Source organism: Streptococcus sp. KHUD_013, assembly GCF_052588545.1.
Genome location: NZ_CP186264.1, coordinates 1136969 through 1161699, shown reverse-complemented (window position 1 = coordinate 1161699; position 24731 = coordinate 1136969). Strand labels below are relative to the sequence as shown.

Here is a 24731-nt window from a genome sequence, read left to right as displayed (position 1 = left end):
AGGAGTAGTTATGAACCATCGAATCGCTATTTTATCTGATATCCACGGAGATACGACAGCCCTGGAGGCAGTGATTGCGGATGCGCGTGCTCAAGGCGCGACGGAATACTGGCTTTTAGGGGACATTTTGTTACCAGGTCCAGGAAGAGAGGACCTTTTTGACTTGCTGGATGCGATTCCTATTACAGCGGCTGTTCGTGGGAATTGGGACGATTGTGTCCTAGAGGCTTTGGATGGCGAGTACGGGCTTGAGGATCCGCAGGAGATCCAGATGCTTCGTCTCACTCAGTATGTCATGGAAGGACTGGATCCTAAGCGGATCGATTGGCTTCGCTCGCTTCCTCTAATGGAGAAGAAGGAGGTCAATGGCATTCGCTTTTCCTTGACCCACAACTTGCCAGAAAAGAATTATGGTGGAGACTTGCGTCCAGCTAATGCGACGGAGAACTTTGATCAACTGCTGGATGACCAGACGGATATGGCCATCTACGGTCATGTCCACAAGCAGTTGCTTCGCTATGGCAATCAGGGTCAGCAGATTCTTAATCCAGGAACCATTGGCATGCCTTATTTTGACTGGATGCCCCTACAAAACCACAGAGCTCAGTATGCGCTGATTGATGTTGAAGAAGATGGGTGACCAACCTGCACTTTCGTAAGGTGGCCTATGACTATGAAGCAGAGCTCCAAGATGCCAAGGACAAGGACCTTCCCTTTATTGAAATGTACGAAGAATTGAGACGAGAGGATAACTATCGAGGTCATAACAATGAGCTCCTCGCAAGGTTGAATAAGCAGTATGGTTATGACCAAGACGTCAAGTACTTCTATGATTTTCTTTCCTAAATGATCAATGAAAAAACTCTGCAAGCTCTTTCATTTTGTGTTAAAATAGAGGTAATAGAATTAGAAAAGGAAGTTGACTATGAAATTCCTAGAACTCAACAAAAAACGTCATGCGATCAAGCATTTTACAGACCAACCGGTCGATCCAAAGGATGTACGAACAGCTATTGAAATTGCGACCTTGGCTCCAAGTGCGCACAATAGCCAACCATGGAAATTCGTGGTCGTTCGTCAGAAAAATGCAGAATTGGCAAAAGTAGCCTATGGTGGGAACTATGACCAAGTCATGGAAGCACCTGTGACCATTGCTCTCTTTACGGATACTGATTTGCAACGTCGGGCTCGGAAGATTGCGCGTGTCGGTGGGGTCAAGAACTTCACAGAGGAGCAGTTGCAATACTTCATGCAAAACCTTCCTGCAGAATATGCTCGCTACAATGAACAACAGATTAGCGATTACTTGGCATTTAATGCTGGATTGGTCGCGATGAACTTGGTATTGGCCTTGACGGACCAAGGGATCGGCTCAAACATCATCCTTGGCTTTGACAAATCAAAAGTCAATGAAGTCTTGGAAATCGAAGAGCGTTTCCGTCCAGAACTATTGATTACTGTCGGCTATGCTGCTGAGAAGGTAGAACCTAGCTACCGCTTGCCAGTAGACGAAATCATTGAAAAACGCTAATAGAAACTGAAAGAACCGGATGGTCTCGTCTCTACGATACAAGTCCGGTTTTCTAGAATCCTTTGGCAGTCGCTGAAGGGATTCTAAAGGATTCAATTTAAATCGAAACAACGGAGGAATGCATGACAACAATTGACTTTAAAGCAGAAGTAGAAAAACGCCGCGAAGAAATGATGGCTGACCTTTTCAGCCTCTTGGAAATCAACTCAGAACGAGATGACAGCCAAGCAGATGAGACTCACCCTTATGGACCTGGCCCCGTCAAAGCCCTTGAGAAATTCTTGGAAATTGCTGAGCGTGATGGCTACGAAACAACCAATGTGGACAACTATGCTGGACACTTCACCTTTGGACAAGGAGAAGAAGAGCTTGGAATCTTTGCCCACATGGACGTGGTACCTGCAGGTAGTGGCTGGAATACAGACCCATATAAACCTGAGATTATCGATGGCAAGCTCTATGCGCGTGGTTCATCAGATGACAAGGGTCCTACAGTAGCTTGTTACTACGGCTTGAAGATTATCAAGGATCTGGGATTGCCAGTATCTAAGCGCGTGCGCTTCGTGGTCGGTACAGATGAAGAATCTGGCTGGGGCGATATGGACTACTATTTCAAACATGTCGGCCTTCCTGACCCAGACTTTGGTTTCTCACCAGATGCCGAGTTCCCAATCATCAACGGGGAAAAAGGAAATATCACCGAGTACCTTCACTTCGGAGGCCAAAATACAGGTCAAGCGCATCTTCATAGCTTCACCGGTGGCCTTCGCGAAAACATGGTCCCAGAGTCAGCGACAGCAGTCGTTTCTGGGCAATTACCAGATTTAGCTGGTCTTTTGGAGGCCTTTGCCAATGAACACCAACTTCGTTATGAAGTGGCAACAGAGGATGACGGTAAATTTAAAGTTACCATTATCGGGAAATCTGCCCATGGCTCTACTCCAGAAGCTGGAATCAATGGAGCAACTTATTTGGCTCTCTTCTTGAACCAGTTCGACTTCGGTGGAGCTGCCAAAGCATACTTGCAAGTGTCAGCATCTCTTCTTCATGAAGACTTTGCTGGTGAGAAGCTTGGCATTGCCCATGTGGATGAAAAGATGGGGGCCCTCAGCATGAATGCGGGTGTCTTCAACTTCGACGAAAACAGCTCAGATAACACTATTGCCTTGAACATTCGTTACCCTAAAGGAACAGATCCAGAAACCATCAAAGCTGGACTTGAAAAAGTAGAAGGAGTGGCATCCGTCAGCTTGTCTGCCCACGGCCACACCCCTCACTATGTTCCAATGGAAGATGAATTGGTCTCAACGCTTTTGCGTGTCTATGAAAAACAAACCGGACTGAAAGGTCATGAGCAAGTAATCGGTGGCGGAACCTTTGGTCGTCTATTGAAACGTGGGGTTGCCTTCGGTGCCATGTTCCCAGACTATGTGAACACCATGCACCAAGCCAATGAATTTGCGGATGTAGAAGATCTCTACCGTGCAGCTGCAATCTACGCAGAAGCCATCTACGAACTCATCAAATAAGACTCTACTCAGTCGGCACTTGCTGGCTGAGTTTTTGCTTAGAGGAGGAGAAATGGAGAAACTGGAGCGGATCAAAGAGGCCATCATGGCCGATCCACAAAACAAAAACTATACGGATAAAGGGATCGAGCCCTTGTTTGCGGCACCAAAGACTGCTCGGATCAATATCATCGGACAGGCACCTGGACTGAAAACACAAGAAGCCGGCCTCTATTGGAAGGACAAGAGTGGAGACCGTCTTAGGGAGTGGTTGGGAGTTGATGAAGAGACCTTTTACCATTCGGGTCTATTTGCGGTTATTCCCATGGACTTTTATTTTCCTGGGCATGGCAAGTCAGGGGACCTGCCACCTCGCAAGGGCTTTGCGGAAAAGTGGCACCCTCTGCTCCTTAAGGAGTGTCCGGATATTGAGTTGACCCTCTTGATCGGCCAGTACGCTCAAGCCTACTATCTCCATGAGAAGGTTAGTGGCAAGGTGACAGAGCGGGTGCGTCGGTACAAGGACTATCTGCCCGACTATTTCCCTCTGGTCCATCCATCGCCTCGCAATCAGATCTGGATGGCCAAGAATCCCTGGTTTGAAGCAGAAGTGGTGCCGGCTCTTCAAGCTCGGGTCCAGCAGATTTTAAGAGAGTACAAAAAGAAAAAATGAGTGATAACCACCAATAGGAGGAATTCCCATGGATGCATATCAAAAAGTCAAAGCCAAATTGGACGAGCTCGGGATTAATTTTGATGTGGTGGAGCATCCACCAGTATTGACTACCGAGCAGGCCGATTCCTATATTGAAGGTCTAGAAGGGGTCCGGACAAAGACCATGTTTTTGACCAATAAAAAGAAAAGCCAGTACTATCTGCTCATCATGGATGACCAGAAACTCTTGGATATGGAGGATTTCAAAGAGCAAGTAGGAGCCAATCGGATCCGCATGGCTTCAATTGAATCTCTGGCAGAAAAAATGCAATTACCAGCTGGGACAGTATCTCCTTTTGGCTTGTTAAACAATGAAGAAAAGGATATTCTCGTCTATTTTGATCAGGACATTGTGTCAGAGGAAATCATGACCTTCCATCCTAACACGAATGAAAAGACGATCTTTATCAAAACCCAAGACCTATTCCGCTTTTTAGAATCCATTGATTTTAAATATGAAATACTAAACTTGCCATAGTGGCATCAAAAAGGAGAAATCATGAAAGAAATTCCATTTAATGACTTTTTAACAAAGTACCAAGCAGGAGAAATTAACGTCGTCGATGTTCGCGAGCAAGAGGAGTACGATGCTCTTCATCTGGACGAAGTGACCTTACTTCCCTTATCAGTATTGGCAGAACGCTTTTCAGAGCTGAAAAAAGACCAAGCCTATTATGTCATCTGCAAGTCTGGTCGGCGATCAGCCCGTGCTTGCCAATTTTTGGAAGAAGCGGGCTATGATGTAACCAACGTCCAAGGAGGCATGGATGCATTTGAGTAGTTGGGATGGCCCAGCTTGTGAATTCCGGTAGAACATTGAATTCTAGTGGAAATTTTTATATAATATATCTGTATTTTGTTTTATAAGGAGATTATTTTATGATCAAACAGGATTGGCTTGATTACTTTGAAGCTGTGAACGGTCGTTCAGCAACTGAAGCAGAGATCGCTCAAGCGTTGGCTGCAGGTGAGTTCCAAGAAGAACAGGTAGCCCAAGAAGCTTCACAATTTGTAGGGGCTCCAGTAGCTCCAGACCAAGTAAACGCTGGATTTGTTGCTGCTCCAGCAGCACCTGAAGAAGTGACTTCTCAATTTGCTGCTGCGCCAGAAGCGCCAGCTCAAGAAGCACCACAATTCGCTGCTGCTCCAGAAGCGCCAGTTCAAGAAGCACCACAATTCGCTGCTGCCCCAGAAGCGCCAGTGCAAGAGGCACCACAATTTGCTACTGTGCCAGAAGCGCCAGTGCAAGAGGCACCACAATTTGCTACTGTGCCAGAAGCGCCAGTGCAAGAGGCACCACAATTTGCTACTGCGCCAGAAGCGCCAGTGCAAGAGGCACCACAATTTGCTACTGCACCAGAAGCACCAGTACAAGAAGCGCCACAATTTGCTGCTGCTCCAGAAGCACCAGTTCAAGAAGCGCCACAATTCAATGCTGCCCCAGAAGCACCAGTCTTTGGTGCTCAACCAAATAGCTTCCAACAAGCGCCTCAACAACAGCCACAACCAGGATTTGGTCAACCAGCCCCAGGTCAAGGCTTCCAGCAAGCACCTTATCCAGGACAACCTCAACCAGGTCAAGCCTATTATGCACAACCTGCTCAACCAAATGCCTTTGGTCAAGCAATGAAAGGATTCTGGTCATGGTTTGTTTCTGCTTTGGTTCGACCAACAGTAGAAAATCAACCAAGAGTATTGAATGGTATTCTTCATTATGTCTTAACTGCATTTATCCTTAGCCTCTCACTTTTCTTCGTGGCGAGTGCCTTCCCTTACGCTGAAGTAGGATTTACGGCTTACCTATTGATTGTCATTGTAACTTTCTTTACAATTTACGCCACTCAATTAACTGGTTTCTTGGTTCGTCACCTTGTCTTGCAAGATAAAGAATACACCTACAAACGTTCATTCGATGAGTTTGCTCGCTTGTCTATCTATGCCTTGCCAGCATCCCTCATTGTCTTAATTTTTTCTCTAGTTAAGTACTTTGAAGGATTTAGCTTCCTTCGATCGTTAATCTTCGTTCTCTATTTCTTAGGCTTGCTATACACTGTTTACCAAGGTTTGAACAGAACAAAAATCAAGGCTGACAAATTCTTGTTGCTCCTTGCTTCAACAGCGGTCATTCTAGTCATCTTCACAATTGTTGGCATCGTTGACAGACGCATTTTAGAACAAGTATCCGTCTATATCGCTTCCTTCTTTTAATCGGGTAGGAACCTTGTCATAAAATTCTTGTTCATATAGATATCGGATAAAAAATATTTTAGGTTTTAGGAGAACATACCGATGAACAAAAAATGGGTAGAATTATTTGAAAAAGTGATCGGTCGCAAACCTACTCCTGAAGAATTCATTGCCGGAAGAGATTCCGGCTTTGATTTTAAGGCAATCAAATCAATTGCTGGAGTAGCGATCGATCAAGTGGCATCAGAAGTTCCAGTGCAAGGAGAGCAGGAGCCAGTAGAAGAGCTTGTAAATCCACTCCAACAGGCCTGGGAAGAACGTTTCTTCGCCCTTTATGGACGTGCGCCACTTCCAGAAGAGATCGAATCAGCACGTAGTCAGAACTTTGAAATTGTGGAAGGACCTGCTCCAACTATTCATTTGGATGAGACCAATCAAACAACACAGGTCTTCGCACCAGTAGAGAGTCCATCAGAGGCCTCAGAAAGCCTGTCCCAGCCAGTTGAAGCCGTAGCGGTAGCAGAAGCACTAGAACAAGAAGAAGCTGTCAAGAAAGGCAAGAAAAAGAAAGAAAAGAAAGTCAAAAAAGAGAAAAAGGGCAAGAAAAAGAAAGTCTTCTTCTTCAGTATTTTAACTTTGTTGGTCTTGACCTTGTCTGGTCTAGGCTATTACTTCTCATCAACGACAGGCCCACAGGTGACAGTGGACAAATTGGTCACAGCCATTGAACAAAAGGATTACCGGGAAGTGGCTAGCATCCTTTCAAATGATAAGGATAAGTGGACCAAAGAAGAAGCTCAGGGCTTGCTAGACTATATGACTGCTCAGAAGATTGATGTCATTTACGAATTAGATCATATCGCTCAGTCTTCCAAAACAGGGATCGTCAAGGACAAAAACCAGAATCTACTGATTGGAATCGAGAAGGCGGATAAGAAATTCGGTATCTTCCAAGAATATCGCATCGAGACCTATCCACTTGAAGTCACAGCGACTACGAATCTGGATGATGCCAAGCTTAAGACCAGTGAAAAAGAGTCGACTGTGCTCAAGAAAAACCAAACGACCAAGCTTGGAAAGGTTCACTTTGCACCACGAGATATGCAACTAGACGGTAAGACCGAAGTTGGAAAGATCTCTAGTGAGGTCAAGCTAGATCCAGCTCAAGCTTCGAAAAATAAGCTGGACTTGACCTTCAATTCTGAGAAACGTCTTCTTGAAATTGAATTTCCAGAGGAAGTCAGCAATCCAACGGATATCAAGGTGGCCGTGAATGGCAAGGAAGTCGGCACAAGTACCCTATTTGAAGTCGATGTCGTAGCCCATCAAGAAATCGAGGTCCATGCAGTCTTTAGTGTCAACAATGAGAGCTATACAACTGAAAAGGCCAAGGTTACGATCGGTGAAACTCCGGATGATGATGAAGTCATCACTTTGAAGCTTTCTAAGGATGTAGCCAAACGATTGAAAGATGCAGAATCAGCTCGTAAAGCCAAGGAAGAAGAAGCCAAGAAGGCAGAAGAGAAGAAAACTGCTATCACCTCCTTCCTCCAAGACTACCGGACAGAAATCTTCTCATCTGTCTCAAGTAGATCCAACACCTACTCCAAGTACTATGACACTTCAAGTGATGCCTATAAGGAAATGGTGGAGTGGACAACAGGTGGCGGAGTCAAGAAGGCTGAAATCGACTACTATACACCAGGTGTTTTCAACGTTCTCAGCGTTAACGAAGAGAATGGAATGGTGATCGTGAAAACCCATGAAGAATATACTGTGCACTATGTGACCAGCCGAAAAGATAGCCAGAGTAGCAAGGACAAGACCTACACCCTGAAACCTGTAGGGGATACTTACGTGATTACGGCTATTGCGGTCACGGCTGGTAATTAGGAGGTTTATGATGAAATTAAGCATGACAAAGTGGACGCTTGCTGGCCTTGTTCTGTTGAGCCTAGGTGCCTGTGGCCAACAGAAGGAGTCAAAGAGCTCATCTCAAAAAGAGCCTGCTTCCAGTAAGCAAGTAGCTCAGTCGTCAGCCAGTAAAGAAACCAGTGCTTCCCAAGCAACTTCATCTGATGATAGCGACAAGTCAACGAAGAAGGCAGGCAAAGTAACGGTGGACCAAGGTGTTTCCTTTAATGGCTCTTATTACAGTGTCCAAGGAAAGTCTGGAGATATCGTCATCGCCAACAAGCACTACCCCTTAGCTGCAGACTACAATCCAGGTGAGGATCCAACAGCTGTTGAGGCTTTGCACGAGTTGATCGCGGCCATGCAGGCTGAAGGGTATGCTATCAGCGATCAGTACAGTGGTTTCCGCAGTTATGAGACCCAAGTAGATCTCTACCAAAGCTATGTCAATCAAGACGGTGCCGCTGCAGCAGATCGCTACTCAGCTCGTCCTGGCTATAGCGAGCACCAGACAGGTCTAGCATTTGACCTCATCGATACCAGTGGCAATCTCGTTCAAGAAGCAGGCGCAAGCAAATGGTTGCTCAAGAACGCTGCCAAGTATGGCTTTATCGTCCGTTATCAAGAAGGAAAAGAAGCGAGCACGGGCTACATGCCGGAAAGCTGGCACCTTCGCTATATCGGAGAAGATGCAAAAGATGTCGCAGCATCAGGAAAAAGCCTAGAAGAATACTTCAACTTTACCGGTGGCGACTACGAATAACAAGAAAGAGGCTGGGACAAAATTCCTAGCCTCTTTCTATGTTTATTTGGATTGTCGAGCAAGACGCAGTGGTTGAGTGGGCTCTACTACGCTGATTTCATCAGCTTTTACAGCCCTACTCAACTGTGCGGAGTTGGGACGACGAAATCGAATTCTAACGAATTACCGATTTCTGTCCCACTCTCATTTTTGTGCTGGTCAGGACAAGAAAAAACCACTGCCAAGTGGAAGTGGTTTTGATGGGTTTCTTATTTGAGACCGTATTTTTTGTTGAAACGATCCACACGTCCATCTGCTTGAGTGAACTTTTGACGTCCAGTGTAGAATGGGTGTGAGTCTGATGAAATTTCAACACGGATCAATGGGTAAGTTTCACCTTCGAATTCAACAGTCTCATTAGAGTACTTAGTTGAACCACTAAGGAACTTATAACCAGTAGTAGTGTCCATGAAGACAACAGGGCGATATTCTGGATGGATATCTTTTTTCATTTTGCAATAATTCCTTTCTGCCATGGTCTCTTTCCGAGCCATAGATTGTTACTAAGTTAGTTTATCAAAAACAAAAGAGTTTGGCAAGGATTTTTACCAAATTTTTCGCATTTTATAAAGAAAAAAAGTGGGAGAAGCCTATCCTGTTAGGTAAGCTTTTCCCACTCTGTCTAACAATCCTAGAAAGGAATAGTTAGCCCTGTAAGATCAACAGAAATCTTTTATTCTTGACCAGGTTCAGTAGTTGGCTGTTCTGGTTGTTGAGGTTGCTGTTGCTCTTGTGGTTGCCAAGCTTGTTGGAAACCTTGTTGAGGCTGTTGAGGCGCTTGTTGGAAACCTTGTTGAGGCTGTTGAGGCGCTTGTTGGAAACCTTGCTGAGGCTGTTGAGGCGCTTGTTGGAAACCTTGTCCTGGAGCAGGTTGACCAAACCCTTGTTGCGGTTGTTGCCATTGTTGTTGATTAGGTTGACCAAACCCTTGTTGAGGTGCTTGTTGGAACCCTTGTCCTGGAGCAGGCTGACCAAATCCTTGTTGCGGTTGTTGCCATTGTTGTTGACCAGGTTGACCAAACCCTTGTTGAGGTGCTTGTTGGAACCCTTGTCCTGGGGCAGGCTGACCAAACCCTTGTTGAGGCGCTTGTTGGAATCCTTGTCCTGGGGCAGGCTGACCAAATCCTTGTTGAGGCGCTTGTTGGAATCCTTGTCCTGGGGCAGGCTGACCAAACCCTTGTTGCGGTTGTTGCCATTGTTGTTGACCAGGTTGACCCGGTTGTTGTGGTGATTGGACAGATGATGCAACAGACTGTGCGAATCCTCTACTTGTTGAGGCAAGTTCTTGGAATGTCCCTTTAGTGATTTTACCACCAGACATGGCAAGAAGTCCTGTGATCACAAGAGCAATACTTGCAATGACTGCAATAATCAAACCAAAACCAATAGAAAAGCCATCACCGAATTCAGATGAAGCACCCAAGACTCTAAACATAGTGATGATCGTAATTAAGCTTTCAAGAATACCGATAGCAATGACACCAATGGAAAAATTTTTGTTCATTGGTGGAGCAATGTTTGGAAGGCAAGCTAGAACGATGGCACCAATAGCTAGGACAACGATGACCCATCCAAATTCACCTCGAATTCCACTGAAAGAATAACTTCCGTAGGATCCACCATTGAATGTACTCCATGGCAAAAAGGTAGAAATGGCAGTAAGAGCTGCTGCGACGATGATAAAAATACGATGTTTATGCATAAAACGTCTCCTTTTTTGTGATTATTATAGCATAAATAAGCTCAAACTGGAATGGAAATTTAAGAAATCGTTCACATTTTTCTAAATGTTATTAAAATTCATTCGTTTTTGTTTAAAATGAAAAAAGGCCAATCGTCTCCACTAGAAACGACTGACCTGCTTGCTTGATTTTCACTATCTATTTTGCCTTGGCAACTTCCTGTAGTTCTCGATAGATTTGCTCGTTTTCTTCTAAGGAATAAGAATTGGCTCCACTGGCGAGTGGGTGGCCTCCACCATCGTGGCGTTTGGCAATCTCATTGATCACCAGAGCCTTACTTCTCATACGGACGCGGTAGTGGCCATCAGCTTGCTCGACAAAGATGGCCCAGACGCTGACGTCTTCGATCCGACCAGGTGCTGAGACGATCGCAGCAGTCTCGGCATCTGTGATTTGGTAATGTTTGAGGAGCTCCTGTGTCAGGGTCACGCGACTAGCTCCATTTTCATCGATTTCGAGATGATCATAGACATAGCCTTGAAGCTTGGCGATCTTGGAGCTCATGCTGTCCATCTGACGAGAAAGACCTGCAAAATCAAAGTTAAAGCTACGAAGGTGGGAAACCATCTCGAAAGTCCGGCTCGTCGTTGAAGGGTAGAGGAAGCGTCCAGTATCTCCGACAATACCGGCATAGAGGAGACGGGCTGCTTCTGGAGTGATTTCAAGCTTTTGTTCAAGAGCCAAGAGGGTAATGAGTTCACTCGTAGAGCTCGAGTCAGTGTCTACCCAGAGGAGATCTCCGTAAGCATCATCGTTTGGATGGTGGTCAATCTTGATTAGAAAATCGCCACTTGTGTAGCGTTTGTCATCGATGCGAGGGGTGTTGGCAGTATCGCAGACAATGACCAGGGCACCCGCATAGTCCTCATCTGTGACAGCATCCATGCTAGCCATCCAAGCAAGAGTCGGCTCATTAAAGCCGGTAGCTAAGACTTTTTTGTCTGGGAAGTTGGTCTGGATGATCTCTTTCAGGCCGACCTGGCTTCCGATCGCATCCGGATCGGGATTCATATGACGGTGAAGGATAATGGTATCGTATTGGTTGATTTTCTCTAAAATGTCCTGTGTAATCTGCATATAGTACCTCATTTAGTTCTCATTCAATTTTAGCATAAGCAGGGCATTTGGAAAAGAAAAAGGTTGTCTGGCTCTCTGGTGGGGAATTTCCGAACAATGCCAGGTCCCCAGTACTTCCCTATGCAAAATTCGAGCGAAAGTGGTATAATGTCATAAGATTATTATTTGGAGGGAATTATGACATTAGCAAAGATTGTTTTTGCAAGTATGACAGGAAATACAGAAGAGATTGCTGATATCGTAGCCGATAAGTTTCGTGATCTTGGTGTCGAAGTAGAAGTCGACGAATGTACAACAGTAGACGCAGAGGACTTTCTTGAAGCTGACATTGCAGTCGTAGCAACCTATACTTACGGTGATGGTGAGCTTCCTGACGAAATCGTAGACTTTTATGAAGACTTAGCTGGTCTTGATTTGAATGGTAAGATTTACGGTGTTGTTGGTTCAGGTGATACCTTCTACGATGAGTTTTGTAAAGCAGTCGATGACTTTGATCGTGTCTTTGCAGCAACTGGTGCGGTTAAAGGTTCTGAGTGCGTCAAGGTAGACTTGTCAGCTGAAGACGAAGATATTGAAAAATTAGAAGCTTTTGCAGAAGAACTTGTAGCAAAAGTAGGATAAACCATAGCTAAGAAAGGTGTTTGCATGTGGCAGGCACTTTTTTTGTGGTTGAAAATGTTCAATAGCTGGATAGGGCTTGTAAGATAGCACGATTTTTGATAAAATGGGAGCAAAAAGTGAGGAGACCAGTATGGAGTTAGAGAAAATTCGCCAAGAGATTGATAGCATCGATAAAGAATTGGTCCATTTATTGGAACGCCGGATGCACTGTGTAGAAGATATCATTCGGTACAAAGAAACTCATCAAAATCCTATCTTGGATCGGGGCAGAGAAGATGAGGTCTTAGCCAATGTCGCTGGCTTGGTGCAGGAAAAGCGCTATGAAGAGACCATCCTTGCGACTTATCGAGACTTAATGAAGCGCTCCAGAGGCTACCAGGCCGATCAATTAGATGGGGACGAAGGTGCTTGAGATGACGATAAGTAAAAGAACCTTAGTATATACCCTAGATGCCATTATGATCGGGGGGATCGTCGGGGTGATTGATACTCTCTTCGGGCGTGTCTTGATTGGGATTGGAGAAGTTCGTACGGATTACCTTCTCTATCTCTTACCCTTTCTGCCTCTAGCCGGTATCTTGATCACCTATCTCAATCGCACCTATGGAGGTAAGAGTCAAAAAGGGATGGAGCTCCTCTTTGAAGTAGGAGAGGGAAGGGAGAAAGCCATTCCCAAGCGCTTGATTCCCTTGACCATCCTTTCTACCTGGTTGACCCATCTCTTTGGTGGATCTGCTGGTCGAGAAGGAGTAGCGGTCCAGCTTGGGGGAACAGTGGCCCATGCTCTTCGAAGAGACTGGCTTGGCCCTCACGCTTCACGGATTTATTTGGTCACTGGGATGGCTGCCGGCTTCGGGGGACTCTTTCAGACGCCTCTAGCTGCCATCTTCTTTGCTATGGAGGTCCTAGTGGTTGGGAGACTAGAGTGGCGGGCTCTTTATCCTGCGGCCATTGCAGCCTTTGTCGCTAGCTGGACATCTCACACCTTGGGGCTAGAGAAGTTCACTCAGGTCATTTCAGACAAGCTCTCCCTATCGCCTCACGTATTCTTGCAGTTGCTGGTCTTAGGAGTCATCTTTGGTCTGACAGGTAAGCTCTTTGCCTATCTTTTGGGGCAGTTAAAAACTAGCTTTGCCAAGACCTTTGCCAATCCTTATGTGCGGATCGGAGTGGTCGGTCTCGGTCTGAGTATTCTCTTGTATCTGATTGGAACAGGTCGCTATACAGGACTGGGGACCAACCTGATCTCTCAAAGCTTTGCGGGAGCTGATAGCAAGAGCTTGATCACTGGGGCAGACTGGATCCTCAAGCTCCTCTTTACGGTAACGACCATTGCTGCAGGCTATAAGGGAGGAGAAGTGACCCCGCTCTTTTCTATCGGGGCAAGTCTAGGTGTCTGGCTAGCTCCTTTCTTTGGACTGCCGGTTTATCTGGTAGCGTCCTTGGGCTATGCAGCAGTCTTCGCCGGGGCAACCTCGACGACCATTGGTCCCATTTTGATCGGGTGTGAGGTCTTTGGTTTCCAGCATTGGCCAGCCTTTCTCCTAGTCTGTTTGGTCGCTACGCGTCTTTTTCCAGCCTTGTCTATCTATGGTGGACAAAAAGTTGCGAAAAAGTTGCAATAATCCTTTACAAACGACCATTCTTTTGGTATTATAAACTTTGTGCGTAATGGAAGCACAAAAATACAGTTTATCCGCTGGGGGAGTAGCCCTCAAGATTGACGAAGATAGGAGAATAAAATGAATCCATTAATCCAAAGCTTGACTGAAGGTCAACTTCGTACTGATATCCCTGCATTCCGTCCTGGTGACACTGTTCGTGTACACGCGAAAGTTGTCGAAGGATCTCGTGAACGTATCCAGATCTTTGAAGGCGTTGTTATCGCTCGTAAAGGTCAAGGACACACTGAAATGTACACTGTTCGTAAAATCTCTAACGGTGTCGGTGTTGAACGTACATTCCCAGTACACACTCCACGTGTAGAAAAGATTGAAGTTGTACGTTACGGTAAAGTACGTCGTGCGAAATTGTACTACCTTCGTGCATTGCAAGGTAAAGCAGCTCGTATTAAAGAAATCCGTCGTTAAGACGAATAAGGAGGCGGGAGTGATCTCGCTTCTTTTTTTTATAGGTCCCCTTAGTTCAATGGATATAACAACTCCCTCCTAAGGAGTAGTTGCTGGTTCGATTCCGGCAGGGGACAATAATTCAATCACAAAGAGGCTGGGACAAAAGTCCTAGCCTCTCAATTGTCTTTGGATTGTCGAGCAAGACGCAGTGGTTGAGTGGGCTCTACTACGCTGATTTCATCAGCTTTTACAGCCCTACTCAACTGTGCGGAGGTGGGACGACGAAATCGAATTCTAACGAATTACCGATTTCTGTCCCACTCTCTTTTTTTTGACCAAATTTTGAACAAGTTCATAAGATATCCATGGTGTGGTATAATAGGAGAAAGTATAGGTACTAATTTGATTGGGATTTCTCTCCTTATAATGAGATTGGATTAAGTGTTAGGAACTAGATTCCTGTGAAGGAATAAGACGATATGAGAATTATAAAAGAAAATGGGTTTATTATAACTGAAGAAAATGGCAAATATACAATGTCCTGGATGACAGGAGGTTTTCAAGATATAGAAGTTACTTATCCAGTTAGTAAAGAATTAGTGGACAAGGCTTTAAGGTCAGAACAGGATGCTTATGAGGTTGAGCTATTCTTACAAACTGGAGAATGGGTGACAAAGGAGAGTAAAGAAGTAGCTAGGCAAAATTACTTTAGATCCTCACCGGTTCGTATTTTGGTAAATCCATCATCCATTAAACAGTTGTTTTCTATTCAAGAATTTGAAAAACTGATACGAAAAGCTATTAGTTCAGAACTAAAACCAACTGAACTTGACGCTATTGGTAAAGTTGATAATCATTTAGAGCTTCTTCTGGTGGATTCAATCGGCTGGGAGGAAGAAATAGAAGCAGTCCATCTTGAAATTCTGCAAGAAAAAATTAACAATTATATTCATTTCCTTGAAAGCAAGCAATATGTAGAGAGATATGGCGATAGCTTTGATAAAAAAGTCATCCATATCACATTCCAGTATTCTCCATCGGATAATGGACTAGCCTTTCTCACAGCTGTTCAGAAGGTATTGCAACCAACGGATATGAGCTTGAAGGTAGAATTGCCGGAGTGAGTTCAGGGAAGTGAATATAAGAAGAGACGTTTGTCTTTTCTTTTTCATTATTAATGAGACTTTCCCATCCTTTCTGTACTTGATTTTAATCTGGTATAATGGGAAAAGGAAACTCTTTCCGACTAGTACCTTGCGCTTCAGAATTTGGTGTTGAGTCAAGTGATGGGCTTTGGTTTCGGCAAGGCGAGCGATTATATGAATACGAAGTTTGGTCGTGGTGGTACACCAGACCTAGCAGTTGATTTGCCAGGTGGCAGCAGAAAGTGTAGCTGGAGTTGTCGGCGGAGTCGAGCCAAGTGATGTTGATGTACCGAAGGTGAAGGATATACATAGCTCTGGGGATGCCAGTTTTCCAAAACCAACTTTTCAACCAAGTTCTGGAAATTCTTCAGTGGTGTCAAGGGTAGAATTCGAGAACAATTCAGTACCATCTGTAGGAAAAGCACAGAATGCAAATTTACAGTTTAATAGTAAGCAAAAATTAGTGAATCATTTTGATAAACACAGTGCAGAGGTTGCTCACGCATTGAAAAGAACGGATTACTCAATAGAACAATATTTAAAAGACGCAAATTTTGTAATTGAAACGGGTACTTATGTACCAGAATTAAATGCATATGTAAAATTTATAGAATATGAAGGCAAAAATACTTTGTACGCCTTTGTCGGATTAGATCTAAATACTGGAAATATAACGACATATCATGCAAAAACTGTTGATTATCTTATCAAAAAGGGACCTAGTCTAGGATTTCAACGTTAAGGAGAAATTTAATGATTTTTGTAAAAAAAATAGAATGGATAGATATTGATACCAAAGAAGCGGAGGTCACTTTATCGGATAATCAATATGAATTAGTTTGCTTTTCAGATGAATTTTTTGGAAAGATTGGGGGAAAGTTTGATGACATGCTATATGCTATTGTTGATGGAGACGTATATAAAAGCGAAGATAAATTATTTCTAGTAAAGCACCTGAATAGTTTTGAATATTTTATAATTGCTAAAATAATTGATAAAACAAGAAATATCGCTCAGGTAGGAGAATTTTTGATTAATATAGGTGGAGGAATTCCAAATGATCTTGAGAATGGTGAATTTGTTGAATTTCGTGTTAGAAGGATTGATATTTATTAATGCTCAGTGAAAGTCATACGAAAAATTGATTAACTCTATTGGAAAAGATTTTTGAAGACTACCAAGAAACGAAGTAAACTATAAAAATTTAGGTATCTGAGGTTATAGTAATTAATGAATAACACAGAATTCAAAAAAATTGTTGGCGAAACTTTGAAATCACAAGGTTTTGCTTATGAAAATAAATATTATACATTTGAAAATACTGATTTAAAGGTATTTATTGGCTTTTAAAAATCTAACTTTGAGAAGTCTTTCTATATCAATTACGGCTTTTTGATCAAAGGCATTTATGATGGGAAATTACCTCTATATAAACAAGGTTTGGAAGACTTTGGTGGTAGAGTCAATAAAAATGGTAAAATGTATTACGTGGAGGGATGATGGATAAATTATACATAGTTGTTGATGGAATTGAACATCAATACTTTGATTGTGATAGTACAGGATATTATTTGATTTCCTATGATCCTTTATCAGAGAATAATGGTTATAAATTATTTGATTCAGAATTGAAACAATATAGAGAATACTTGACAGAAAAACAGATTGAAAAAAAGTATAAAATTATAGATCATATTTGGTTCAATGAACAGAAATGGGATATTTTTCAACGAAGTGACGATAATTTAGATAAGCCTAATTCATGGGTAACTATTGTTTCTGACGATATACAATTTTTAAAAAGAAACGGACTATGGAAGAAGGAGAATTTAGTTGAAAGTAGGTATGGACATTTGTATTATTGCTCTCTACCAATCGAGGCTGAAAAGTTTTCTCTAATTCGAACTAGAAAAAATCTCCCTATATAGTTAAGATAGTAAGAAAGTAGTCTATGATGAAATCAGTTAGTTTTACAATAAAAAGCAACCAATCACTAAGAGCTCTGTTATTTCGAATGGTCCAAAATGTCATAAATAATTAGCAGCAATCAGTAGTCGCCATTTCCGTAGCCTTTTATTGTTTTTTTAAGCTTTTCCTGTTACAATAGCCTTATAGATAAAAAGACTGGTTTTCCAGCCTTTTTAATTGTTTTGAAGAAAGGTTTTTTATGAAACGCAAATCGATTTTGTTTCTATTTTTATTCTTGCTCTCGATTGGTCTGGCCTATGAGACGCAGTCTATCACAGCTGGTTGGATGACTGGATCCCAGTATGGGATCATTGGTATCTCTGTCCTCTTGCTCTTAGTTTATGCGATTCCTGCTGTTTGGGCTCTCTTTCATTTCGCCAAGAAGTGGAAGTTGTCCTGGATTCCGGTCCTCTTTTCTCTTTTAGGTGGGGGCTTTATCGCAGGTTGGCTGTCTAGTTTTGCCAATACCTATTTCCATGAGATGATTCAGGCAGTAGCGCCTAATAGTGATTTTTGGAACCAGTATGAGAGTGCCATCGCAGGGCCCCTCTTTGAGGAACCCTTCAAGTTGATTCCGATCTTCTTTGTCCTCTATTTGTTCAATGTGCGTCGGATCAAATCCATCTTCCTTTTAGCGATTGCATCTGGTCTTGGTTTCCAGATTGTGGAGGACTTTGCTTATATCCGTCAAGATATGCCAGAAGGTTTCTCTTATGCAGTATCTGGTATCCTAGGTCGGATCATGAATGGGGTCGTCTCTCACTGGGCCTACACAGCTCTTTTCATGGTGGGTCTCTACCTGATCCTTCAAGCGACAAAAGGTCGCAAGGAGTTGATGCTGACGGGTTGGTTCTATTTTGTAGCTGGCTTTGGCCTTCACTTTGTCGGCAATTCACCATTTGGCCAGATCGAGACAGAACTCCCTCTTGCCATTCCATTCTTGACAGCAGTAGGACTCTTCTTGATTTACCAAGCCTACCTCACTGTTCAAAGTCTGGACCAAGGAAATTAATAATAGAAAAATCGTATGTTTGCAACATACGATTTTTTTTTAGGTTATTTTCCAAGACAGAATTGACTGAAGAGTTGGGTGATGAGCTCGTCCGGAGCAGCATCTCCTGTGATTTCTCCGAGAATTTCCCAAGTGCGGGTCAGATCGACTTGAAGCAGGTCCACTGGCATGCCCATAGCCAGGCCTTCGTTAACTGCTTGAAGGCTTTCAACAGCTTTCTCGATGAGAGAGATGTGGCGGGCATTGGAGAGGTAAGTAGCATCTTGCTCCACTAGGCCAGCATTTTCAAAGAAGAGGGCGTTAATGCGGTCTTCAATTTGGTTGATATTTTGGTTTTTGAGGACAGAAATCTTGATATGATCAGCTGGGATCTCGTCCAACTCGATTTGTTGCGGGAGATCGACCTTATTGAGAAGGATGATGCGATTGCTGTCTTGGGAGATCTCAAGGAGCTGCCGATCTTGATCAGTCAGAGGCTCGCTAGCGTTGAGGACCAGGAGGACCAGATCAGCTTCTTTGAGGGCTTTCCGAGAGCGCTCCACCCCGATGCGTTCGACGATATCCTCTGTCTCCCGGATACCGGCTGTATCGACAAGCTTGAGGGGAACCCCGTTGATGTTGACATATTCTTCGATGACGTCACGGGTCGTCCCTTCGATATCGGTCACGATGGCTTTTTCTTCGCGCAGGAGGTTGTTCAGAAGGCTGGATTTACCGACGTTTGGCCGTCCGATGATAGCAGTAGAAATCCCCTCGCGAAGAATTTTACCACGGCGAGCTGTCTTGAGGAGGTTAGTCAAGAGGGCTTCAAACTCAGTGGTCTTTTCGCGGATGATCTCAGTGGTTGCTTCCTCGACATCGTCGTACTCAGGATAGTCGATGTTGACTTCGACCTGAGCCAGAGTATTGAGGATCTCTTGGCGCGTGTTGTTGATGAGATCAGATAGGGATCCGTCCAACTGTTTGACTGCGATGTTCATAGCCTTGTCGGTCTTGGCCCGGATAATATCCATGACCGCCTCCGCTTGGGTCAAATCGACCCGACCATTCAGGAAGGCCCGCTTGGTAAATTCACCTGGCTCGGCCAGACGAGCTCCTTCACGGATGACCAACTGCAGGATTTCGTTGGTCACCGCAATCCCTCCGTGGGTGTTGATCTCGATGATGTCTTCACGGGTGAAAGTCTTAGGTGAGCGCATAGCGCCAACCATGACTTCATCCAGAATCTCATCTTTAGCTGGATCCACAATGTGACCGTAGTTGAGCGTATGGCTAGCCACGCTGGTTAAGTCTTTTCCCTTAAAGATCTTTTGTGCAATTTTAAAGCTGTCTGTCCCGCTTAGGCGGACAATCCCGATTGCTCCCTCACCGAGTGGCGTCGAGATAGCAGCGATGGTATCAAATTCTCTAGTAATCATCTATCTTCTCTTTTCCTGTGTATTCTCTTCTATTCTATCGTAAACTGGCAAGAGGGGCAAGACATTGCTTTTAGAAGGAGGAGTTGAAAAGGTTTTCAGTTAAGTAGTGAAATCTGTCCGCCAATATGCTATACTAAACATGAATAGAAATGGAGGTCTAAGATGGTAAACCTAAAAGAACAGGTAGGTATTAAGGCGGCTGAGTTTGTCACTGACGGCATGATTGTCGGTCTCGGTACAGGGTCAACTGCTTATTATTTTGTGGCTGAATTGGGGCGTCGTATCAAAGAGGAAGGTTTGAAGATTACAGCTGTTACGACCTCAAGCGTGACCTATGAGCAGGCAGAAGGCTTGGGAATTCCGCTAAAAGCGATTGACGATGTAGAAGTGGTTGACTTAACTGTAGATGGTGCGGATGAAGTAGACCTAGCTTTGAATGGGATCAAAGGTGGAGGCGGTGCCCTCTTGATGGAGAAAATTGTTGCAACCAACTCAAAAGACTGCATCTGGATTGTCGATGAGTCAAAACAAGTGGAAACGCTTGGTGCCTTTAAACTGCCAGTAGAAGTCGTTCAATACGGAGCAGAGAATCTTTTCCGTCATTTTGAGAAGAAGGGCTATTCTCCAGCTTATCGTGAAAAGGATGGTCAACGCTTTGTCACCGACCAAGGCAACTATATCATTGACTTGGATCTCAAGGTGATTCAGGATGCGGAAGCTCTGGCCAATGAACTGGATCACACCGTAGGGGTTGTAGAGCACGGTTTGTTCTTGAACATGATTTCAAAAGTGATCGTAGGGACACCAGAAGGCCCTGTCATCATCGAAAAATGGGTTTCTCTAGAGAGGGGCCGGGTTTAAAACGGCTCTCTTCTTATAGGGAAGTGGTATAATATAGCTAGTTTAATAAAGGAAAGAGGCAGTTTATGTCAAAATTTAATCGTATTCACTTGGTGGTACTAGATTCTGTAGGGATCGGAGCAGCTCCAGATGCTAATAACTTTGTCAATGCCGGTGTACCTGACGGCGCATCTGACACACTTGGACACATCTCAAAAGCAGTTGGTTTGAATGTGCCAAACATGGCAAAACTTGGTCTTGGAAATATTCCGCGTGAACAAGCCTTGAAGACTGTTCCAGCTGAGAGCAATCCAACTGGTTACGCTACGAAGTTAGAAGAAGTCTCTCTTGGAAAAGATACCATGACAGGTCACTGGGAAATCATGGGTCTTAATATTACAGAACCCTTTGATACTTTCTGGAATGGATTCCCAGAAGAAATCTTGACAAAAATCGAAGAATTCTCAGGTCGCAAGGTCATCCGCGAAGCCAACAAACCTTATTCTGGTACAGCTGTTATCGATGACTTCGGACCACGCCAAATGGAAACTGGCGAGTTGATCATCTATACATCAGCTGACCCTGTTCTTCAAATCGCAGCGCACGAAGACATCATTCCTTTGGATGAACTTTACCGTATCTGCGAATATGCTCGTTCCATCACTTTGGAACGTCCAGCTCTTCTCGGTCGGATCATTGCTCGTCCTTACGTTGGTGAGCCTGGAAACTTCACTCGTACGGCTAACCGTCGTGACTTGGCTGTTTCACCATTTGCTCCAACTGTTTTGGACAAATTGAACGAAGCTGGTATCGATACCTATGCAGTTGGTAAGATCAACGATATCTTCAACGGTGCTGGTATCAACCACGATATGGGCCACAACAAATCAAACAGCCACGGTATTGACAACTTGATCAAAGCTATGAAATCAGAAGACTTTAAACATGGTTTCTCATTCACTAACTTGGTGGACTTTGATGCTCTTTACGGTCACCGTCGTGATCCACATGGTTACCGTGATTGCTTGCATGAGTTCGATGAGCGCTTGCCAGAAATCATCGCTGCAATGAAAGAAGACGATCTCTTGATGATTACGGCTGACCATGGTAACGACCCAACATACGCTGGTACTGATCATACTCGTGAATACATCCCATTCTTGGCTTACAGCCCATCTTTCAAAGGTAGCGGCTTGATTCCAGTTGGTCACTTTGCGGATATCTCAGCTACTGTGGCGGACAACTTTGGTGTTGAGAAAGCCATGATCGGAGAAAGCTTCTTAGATAAATTGGTTTAAGATGATGCGCTTTGCTCTCCTCGTAAGAGGAATCAATGTTGGCGGCAAAAACAAGGTGGTCATGGCTCAACTTCGTCAAGAATTGACGGAGCTGGGATTGGAACAAGTGGAAACCTACATCAACAGTGGCAATATCTTCTTTACGACAGGTCTTTCTCGATCTCAGTTATTAGAGTGCCTGTCGACCTTCTTTGAAACACATTATCCCTTTATTGAACGCTTTTCTCTGCTGAGTCGAAAAGACTATGAAGCAGAATGTGCAAACTTACCGCAATGGTGGACAGAAGAGATGGCTCGCAAGGATGTGCTCTTTTACACCGAGGGCTTGGATAGGGAATCCCTAGAAGAGAAGTTGCTTGCTTTGAAGCTAGGGGATGAAGTGCTCCACTTTGGCAAGCTAGCTGTTTTCTGGGGGAAATTCTCAGAAGCAAGCTACGCTAAAACCGCCTACCACAAACATCTGATGAAGATGCCTTTCTATCGTGAGATCACTATTCGCAACGCTAACACCTTTGACAAAATTGGTAGATTACTTAAGAAATAAAAGGAGAAACACAATGACATTATTAGCAAAAATCAATGAAACAGCAGCATTTTTGAAGGGCAAAGGAATCGAAGCTCCTGAGTTCGGATTGATCCTTGGTTCAGGTCTTGGAGAATTGGCTGAAGAAATCGAAAATGCTGTCGTAGTAGACTACTCTGACATTCCAAACTGGGGTCAATCAACAGTGGTCGGACACGCTGGTAAATTGGTTTATGGTGATCTTGCTGGACGTAAGGTATTGGCGCTTCAAGGTCGTTTCCACTTCTACGAAGGAAACCCATTGGAAGTGGTGACTTTCCCAGTTCGTGTCATGAAAGTGTTAGGATGTGAAGGGGTTCTTGTAACCAACGCTGCAGGTGGTATCGGCTTCGGTCCTGGTACCTTGATGGCTATCACTGACCACATCAACATGACAGGTCAAAACCCATTAATCGGTGAAAACTTGGATGACTTTGGTCCTCGTTTCCCTGATATGTCGAAAGCTTACACTCCAGCCTACCGCGAAATCGCCCACAAAGTAGCTGACAAACTTGGCATCAAATTGGATGATGGAATTTATATTGGTGTGACAGGTCCTACCTACGAAACTCCAGCTGAAATCCGTGCGTACAAGACACTTGGCGCTGATGCTGTAGGTATGTCAACCGTTCCTGAAGTCATCATTGCGGCTCACTCTGGCTTGAAGGTTCTTGGGATTTCATGTATTACCAACTTTGCGGCTGGTTTCCAAGAAGAGCTCAACCATGAAGAAGTGGTAGAAGTCACTGAGCGCGTTAAAGGAGACTTCAAAGGCTTGCTTAAAGCGATTCTTGCTGAATTGTAAAAAACATGGAAAGAATTGTGATATCTATTCAAGCAATTCCCTATAAAATGAAAATGGTCCTAGCAACTTGTCTGCTAGGGCTTGTTTCGGGTTTAGCGGGTATTTTTCTTCATTTTCTTTTAGAATTAGTGGAGGGATTGGCCTTTGGTCAATCAGAGCATCAGTCTAACTTTTTGACGGATGGAGTTCCTCCTTATCGGATAGGTATCAGTTTACTAATTGTAGGTCTTGCCTCGGCCTTAGTCTGGTATTTCTTGCAACGAAAGGGGAAGCTCCTCTCCATCAAGGGTCAGATGAAGGAGGAGGATGCTCGTCCCACCCTTCATTTCTGGAAACAGTTGCTCCATTCTAGCTGGCAAATCGTTGCCGTAGGAGCTGGGGCCCCTATTGGAAAAGAAGGAGCGCCCCGGGAGATTGGCGCCTTGTTGGCAGGGCCTCTTGCGGAAGGTTTTGACCTATCTCTGACAGATCGTATTTTCCTAATCGCTTGTGGGGCGGGAGCAGGATTGGCTGCGGTTTACCAAGTCCCATTAACGAGTGTGTTTTTTATATTTGAAACCTTGGCGCTGGCTTTTTCGATGAAACGCTTTGTCTTGGCCGGGATTACCACTTATGTGGCTGCTTATACGGCAGGTTGGGTCATTTCAGACAGAGCCCTCTATCAAGTGCCTGAAATAACTTGGTCACCTACTGTCTTATGGCAGATGCTTATTGGAATAGTCATCCTTACTCCAGTCGCCTGGCTCTTTGCCCGTTTCACAAAGAAGGCATCCATTTATCGAATTAAGGACAAACGAATTCTCATCACTTTGCCATTAGCATTTGTTTTCCTAGCTAGTCTAGCAAGCTTTCAGCCCCACCTGCTTGGAAATGGACGGATGATGGCTCAGGAGATTCTCAATGGGGCCACATGGCAGACGATTCTACTCCTGTTTACCCTAAAAGCTCTAGTCGTTCTGCTTACCTTTTGGGCAGGTGCCTATGGAGGGACTCTGACGCCTTCCTTTGCACTGGGAATGGCAGGAGCAGCCCTCATCTCTTTGGTACTTGGTGTTGGAAATACTCCAGCTTTCTTTCTCCTAGGTTCGGTTTGCTTTTTGACAGTGACCTTAAAAGCTCCCTTATCTGCAACTGGCTTGGTCCTTGGGTTTACGGGACAAGGGTTAACAGCTCTACCCTATCTCTTGCTGACAGCTTTTCTAACTGTTGGTTTCTCCAAAGGATTGGATCATCTCATGGGGAAAATAATCAAGGAGTCTCCAGTAGATAAGATTCAGTAGTTTTTATATAGGGGATTTACCCTATAAGCTAGATGAAACCTATCTTTTTATGGTATAATTTAACTAAGCATATAAGGAACCAGGCTTGTTGGTGCTGGAATAAACCTCACTTTTGATGCCTGGCCTCTATGATGAATCCAGAAAGCTAGAGTTTGTGTTGCGATTTGAACATGAGCAGAAAGCTTTCTAAAAAATACACACAGAAAGGTAGAGCATGTGTTCTGATTTGAACAC

26 protein-coding genes, 1 tRNA gene and 1 pseudogene are annotated in these 24731 nt (G+C 44.1%); 24 read left to right on the top strand and 4 right to left on the bottom strand.

Translation table 11 applies throughout. The features are described from left to right. The first annotated feature begins 10 nt into the window (after positions 1-10). The 9 genes and pseudogenes from ACOXXR_RS05440 (at position 11) to ldcB (ending at position 8618) form a co-directional block, all read left to right on the top strand. Positions 11-846: pseudogene (locus ACOXXR_RS05440) on the top strand (metallophosphoesterase family protein). 79 nt (positions 847-925) lie between these two features. Continuing rightward, positions 926-1531 (top strand): nitroreductase family protein, encoded by a 606-nt coding sequence (locus ACOXXR_RS05435; protein WP_445278216.1) that lies wholly within the window; start codon positions 926-928, stop codon positions 1529-1531. A 122-nt stretch (positions 1532-1653) separates the two neighbouring features. Beyond that, positions 1654-3060: a dipeptidase PepV gene (gene pepV, locus ACOXXR_RS05430; protein ID WP_445278215.1), complete on the top strand. Its 1407-nt coding sequence runs from the start codon at positions 1654-1656 to the stop codon at positions 3058-3060. Between the two features lie 52 nt (positions 3061-3112). After that, a complete protein-coding gene (locus ACOXXR_RS05425; RefSeq protein ID WP_195550524.1) occupies positions 3113-3712 on the top strand; it encodes a uracil-DNA glycosylase family protein in 600 nt (199 codons plus the stop codon). A 28-nt stretch (positions 3713-3740) separates the two neighbouring features. Continuing rightward, positions 3741-4232, top strand: a complete 492-nt coding sequence (locus ACOXXR_RS05420) for a prolyl-tRNA synthetase associated domain-containing protein (RefSeq protein WP_154852715.1) — start codon at positions 3741-3743, stop codon at positions 4230-4232. A gap of 21 nt (positions 4233-4253) precedes the next feature. Continuing rightward, entirely contained in the window at positions 4254-4535 is a 282-nt protein-coding gene (locus tag ACOXXR_RS05415) for a rhodanese-like domain-containing protein (protein WP_154852718.1), read from the top strand. A gap of 98 nt (positions 4536-4633) precedes the next feature. Continuing rightward, complete coding sequence (locus tag ACOXXR_RS05410; protein ID WP_445278214.1) at positions 4634-5962, top strand: DUF6574 domain-containing protein; 1329 nt, start codon at positions 4634-4636, stop codon at positions 5960-5962. A gap of 81 nt (positions 5963-6043) precedes the next feature. Next, positions 6044-7834 (top strand): TcaA second domain-containing protein, encoded by a 1791-nt coding sequence (locus ACOXXR_RS05405; RefSeq protein WP_368387348.1) that lies wholly within the window; start codon positions 6044-6046, stop codon positions 7832-7834. A 10-nt stretch (positions 7835-7844) separates the two neighbouring features. After that, on the top strand, positions 7845-8618 hold the full coding sequence (gene ldcB, locus ACOXXR_RS05400) for an LD-carboxypeptidase LdcB/DacB (RefSeq protein ID WP_154852724.1): 774 nt from the start codon (positions 7845-7847) through the stop codon (positions 8616-8618). Positions 8619-8866: 248 nt separating this feature from the next. On the opposite strand, the gene ACOXXR_RS05395 is transcribed toward ldcB, so the two are convergent. From ACOXXR_RS05395 to ACOXXR_RS05385, 3 genes are all read right to left on the bottom strand, one after another. After that, on the bottom strand, positions 8867-9109 hold the full coding sequence (locus tag ACOXXR_RS05395; RefSeq protein ID WP_023023047.1) for a type B 50S ribosomal protein L31: 243 nt from the start codon (positions 9107-9109) through the stop codon (positions 8867-8869). A 221-nt stretch (positions 9110-9330) separates the two neighbouring features. Continuing rightward, positions 9331-10359: a hypothetical protein gene (locus ACOXXR_RS05390; RefSeq protein ID WP_445278213.1), complete on the bottom strand. Its 1029-nt coding sequence runs from the start codon at positions 10357-10359 to the stop codon at positions 9331-9333. Between the two features lie 178 nt (positions 10360-10537). Then, the gene (locus ACOXXR_RS05385) at positions 10538-11476 is read right to left on the bottom strand and encodes a DHH family phosphoesterase (protein WP_445278212.1); all 939 of its coding nucleotides are present in this window, start codon (positions 11474-11476) and stop codon (positions 10538-10540) included. A gap of 177 nt (positions 11477-11653) precedes the next feature. Between ACOXXR_RS05385 and ACOXXR_RS05380 the strand changes: the two genes are divergently transcribed. The 10 genes from ACOXXR_RS05380 to ACOXXR_RS05335 all read left to right on the top strand — a co-directional run bounded on the left by ACOXXR_RS05380 (position 11654) and on the right by ACOXXR_RS05335 (position 18294). Beyond that, positions 11654-12097, top strand: coding sequence for a flavodoxin (locus tag ACOXXR_RS05380; protein WP_117744184.1), 444 nt, complete (start codon positions 11654-11656; stop codon positions 12095-12097). Positions 12098-12227: 130 nt separating this feature from the next. Further along, positions 12228-12509, top strand: coding sequence for a chorismate mutase (locus tag ACOXXR_RS05375; protein ID WP_117744185.1), 282 nt, complete (start codon positions 12228-12230; stop codon positions 12507-12509). Position 12510: 1 nt separating this feature from the next. Further along, positions 12511-13722 carry a chloride channel protein gene (locus ACOXXR_RS05370; protein WP_445278211.1) on the top strand — a complete coding sequence of 404 codons (1212 nt, stop codon included), beginning with the start codon at positions 12511-12513 and terminating at the stop codon, positions 13720-13722. Between the two features lie 117 nt (positions 13723-13839). Further along, complete coding sequence (gene rplS / locus ACOXXR_RS05365) at positions 13840-14187, top strand: 50S ribosomal protein L19 (protein ID WP_003003254.1); 348 nt, start codon at positions 13840-13842, stop codon at positions 14185-14187. Positions 14188-14231: 44 nt separating this feature from the next. Beyond that, a tRNA-Arg gene (locus ACOXXR_RS05360) sits at positions 14232-14303 on the top strand. Between the two features lie 345 nt (positions 14304-14648). Beyond that, complete coding sequence (locus ACOXXR_RS05355) at positions 14649-15293, top strand: DUF6572 domain-containing protein (protein ID WP_129269030.1); 645 nt, start codon at positions 14649-14651, stop codon at positions 15291-15293. Positions 15294-15543: 250 nt separating this feature from the next. Next, entirely contained in the window at positions 15544-16056 is a 513-nt protein-coding gene (locus ACOXXR_RS05350; RefSeq protein ID WP_185946458.1) for a hypothetical protein, read from the top strand. A gap of 11 nt (positions 16057-16067) precedes the next feature. After that, the gene (locus ACOXXR_RS05345; protein WP_126404154.1) at positions 16068-16430 is read left to right on the top strand and encodes a hypothetical protein; all 363 of its coding nucleotides are present in this window, start codon (positions 16068-16070) and stop codon (positions 16428-16430) included. Between the two features lie 383 nt (positions 16431-16813). Beyond that, complete coding sequence (locus ACOXXR_RS05340) at positions 16814-17242, top strand: hypothetical protein (protein WP_229102038.1); 429 nt, start codon at positions 16814-16816, stop codon at positions 17240-17242. Between the two features lie 239 nt (positions 17243-17481). Further along, a complete protein-coding gene (locus tag ACOXXR_RS05335) occupies positions 17482-18294 on the top strand; it encodes a PrsW family glutamic-type intramembrane protease (RefSeq protein WP_445278210.1) in 813 nt (270 codons plus the stop codon). A gap of 44 nt (positions 18295-18338) precedes the next feature. On the opposite strand, the gene mnmE is transcribed toward ACOXXR_RS05335, so the two are convergent. Then, positions 18339-19712, bottom strand: a complete 1374-nt coding sequence (gene mnmE / locus ACOXXR_RS05330) for a tRNA uridine-5-carboxymethylaminomethyl(34) synthesis GTPase MnmE (RefSeq protein WP_120701985.1) — start codon at positions 19710-19712, stop codon at positions 18339-18341. Positions 19713-19874: 162 nt separating this feature from the next. On the opposite strand from mnmE, the gene rpiA reads away from it, so the two are divergent. The 5 genes from rpiA to ACOXXR_RS05305 all read left to right on the top strand — a co-directional run bounded on the left by rpiA (position 19875) and on the right by ACOXXR_RS05305 (position 24497). Next, positions 19875-20573, top strand: coding sequence for a ribose-5-phosphate isomerase RpiA (gene rpiA / locus ACOXXR_RS05325; protein ID WP_117744189.1), 699 nt, complete (start codon positions 19875-19877; stop codon positions 20571-20573). 65 nt (positions 20574-20638) lie between these two features. After that, the gene (locus ACOXXR_RS05320) at positions 20639-21850 is read left to right on the top strand and encodes a phosphopentomutase (RefSeq protein WP_023026756.1); all 1212 of its coding nucleotides are present in this window, start codon (positions 20639-20641) and stop codon (positions 21848-21850) included. A gap of 1 nt (position 21851) precedes the next feature. Continuing rightward, positions 21852-22394 carry a DUF1697 domain-containing protein gene (locus ACOXXR_RS05315; protein ID WP_023023068.1) on the top strand — a complete coding sequence of 181 codons (543 nt, stop codon included), beginning with the start codon at positions 21852-21854 and terminating at the stop codon, positions 22392-22394. A gap of 13 nt (positions 22395-22407) precedes the next feature. Beyond that, positions 22408-23217 carry a purine-nucleoside phosphorylase gene (locus ACOXXR_RS05310; protein ID WP_445278209.1) on the top strand — a complete coding sequence of 270 codons (810 nt, stop codon included), beginning with the start codon at positions 22408-22410 and terminating at the stop codon, positions 23215-23217. Positions 23218-23222: 5 nt separating this feature from the next. Continuing rightward, positions 23223-24497, top strand: coding sequence for a chloride channel protein (locus tag ACOXXR_RS05305; RefSeq protein WP_445278208.1), 1275 nt, complete (start codon positions 23223-23225; stop codon positions 24495-24497). Positions 24498-24731 lie beyond the last annotated feature (234 nt).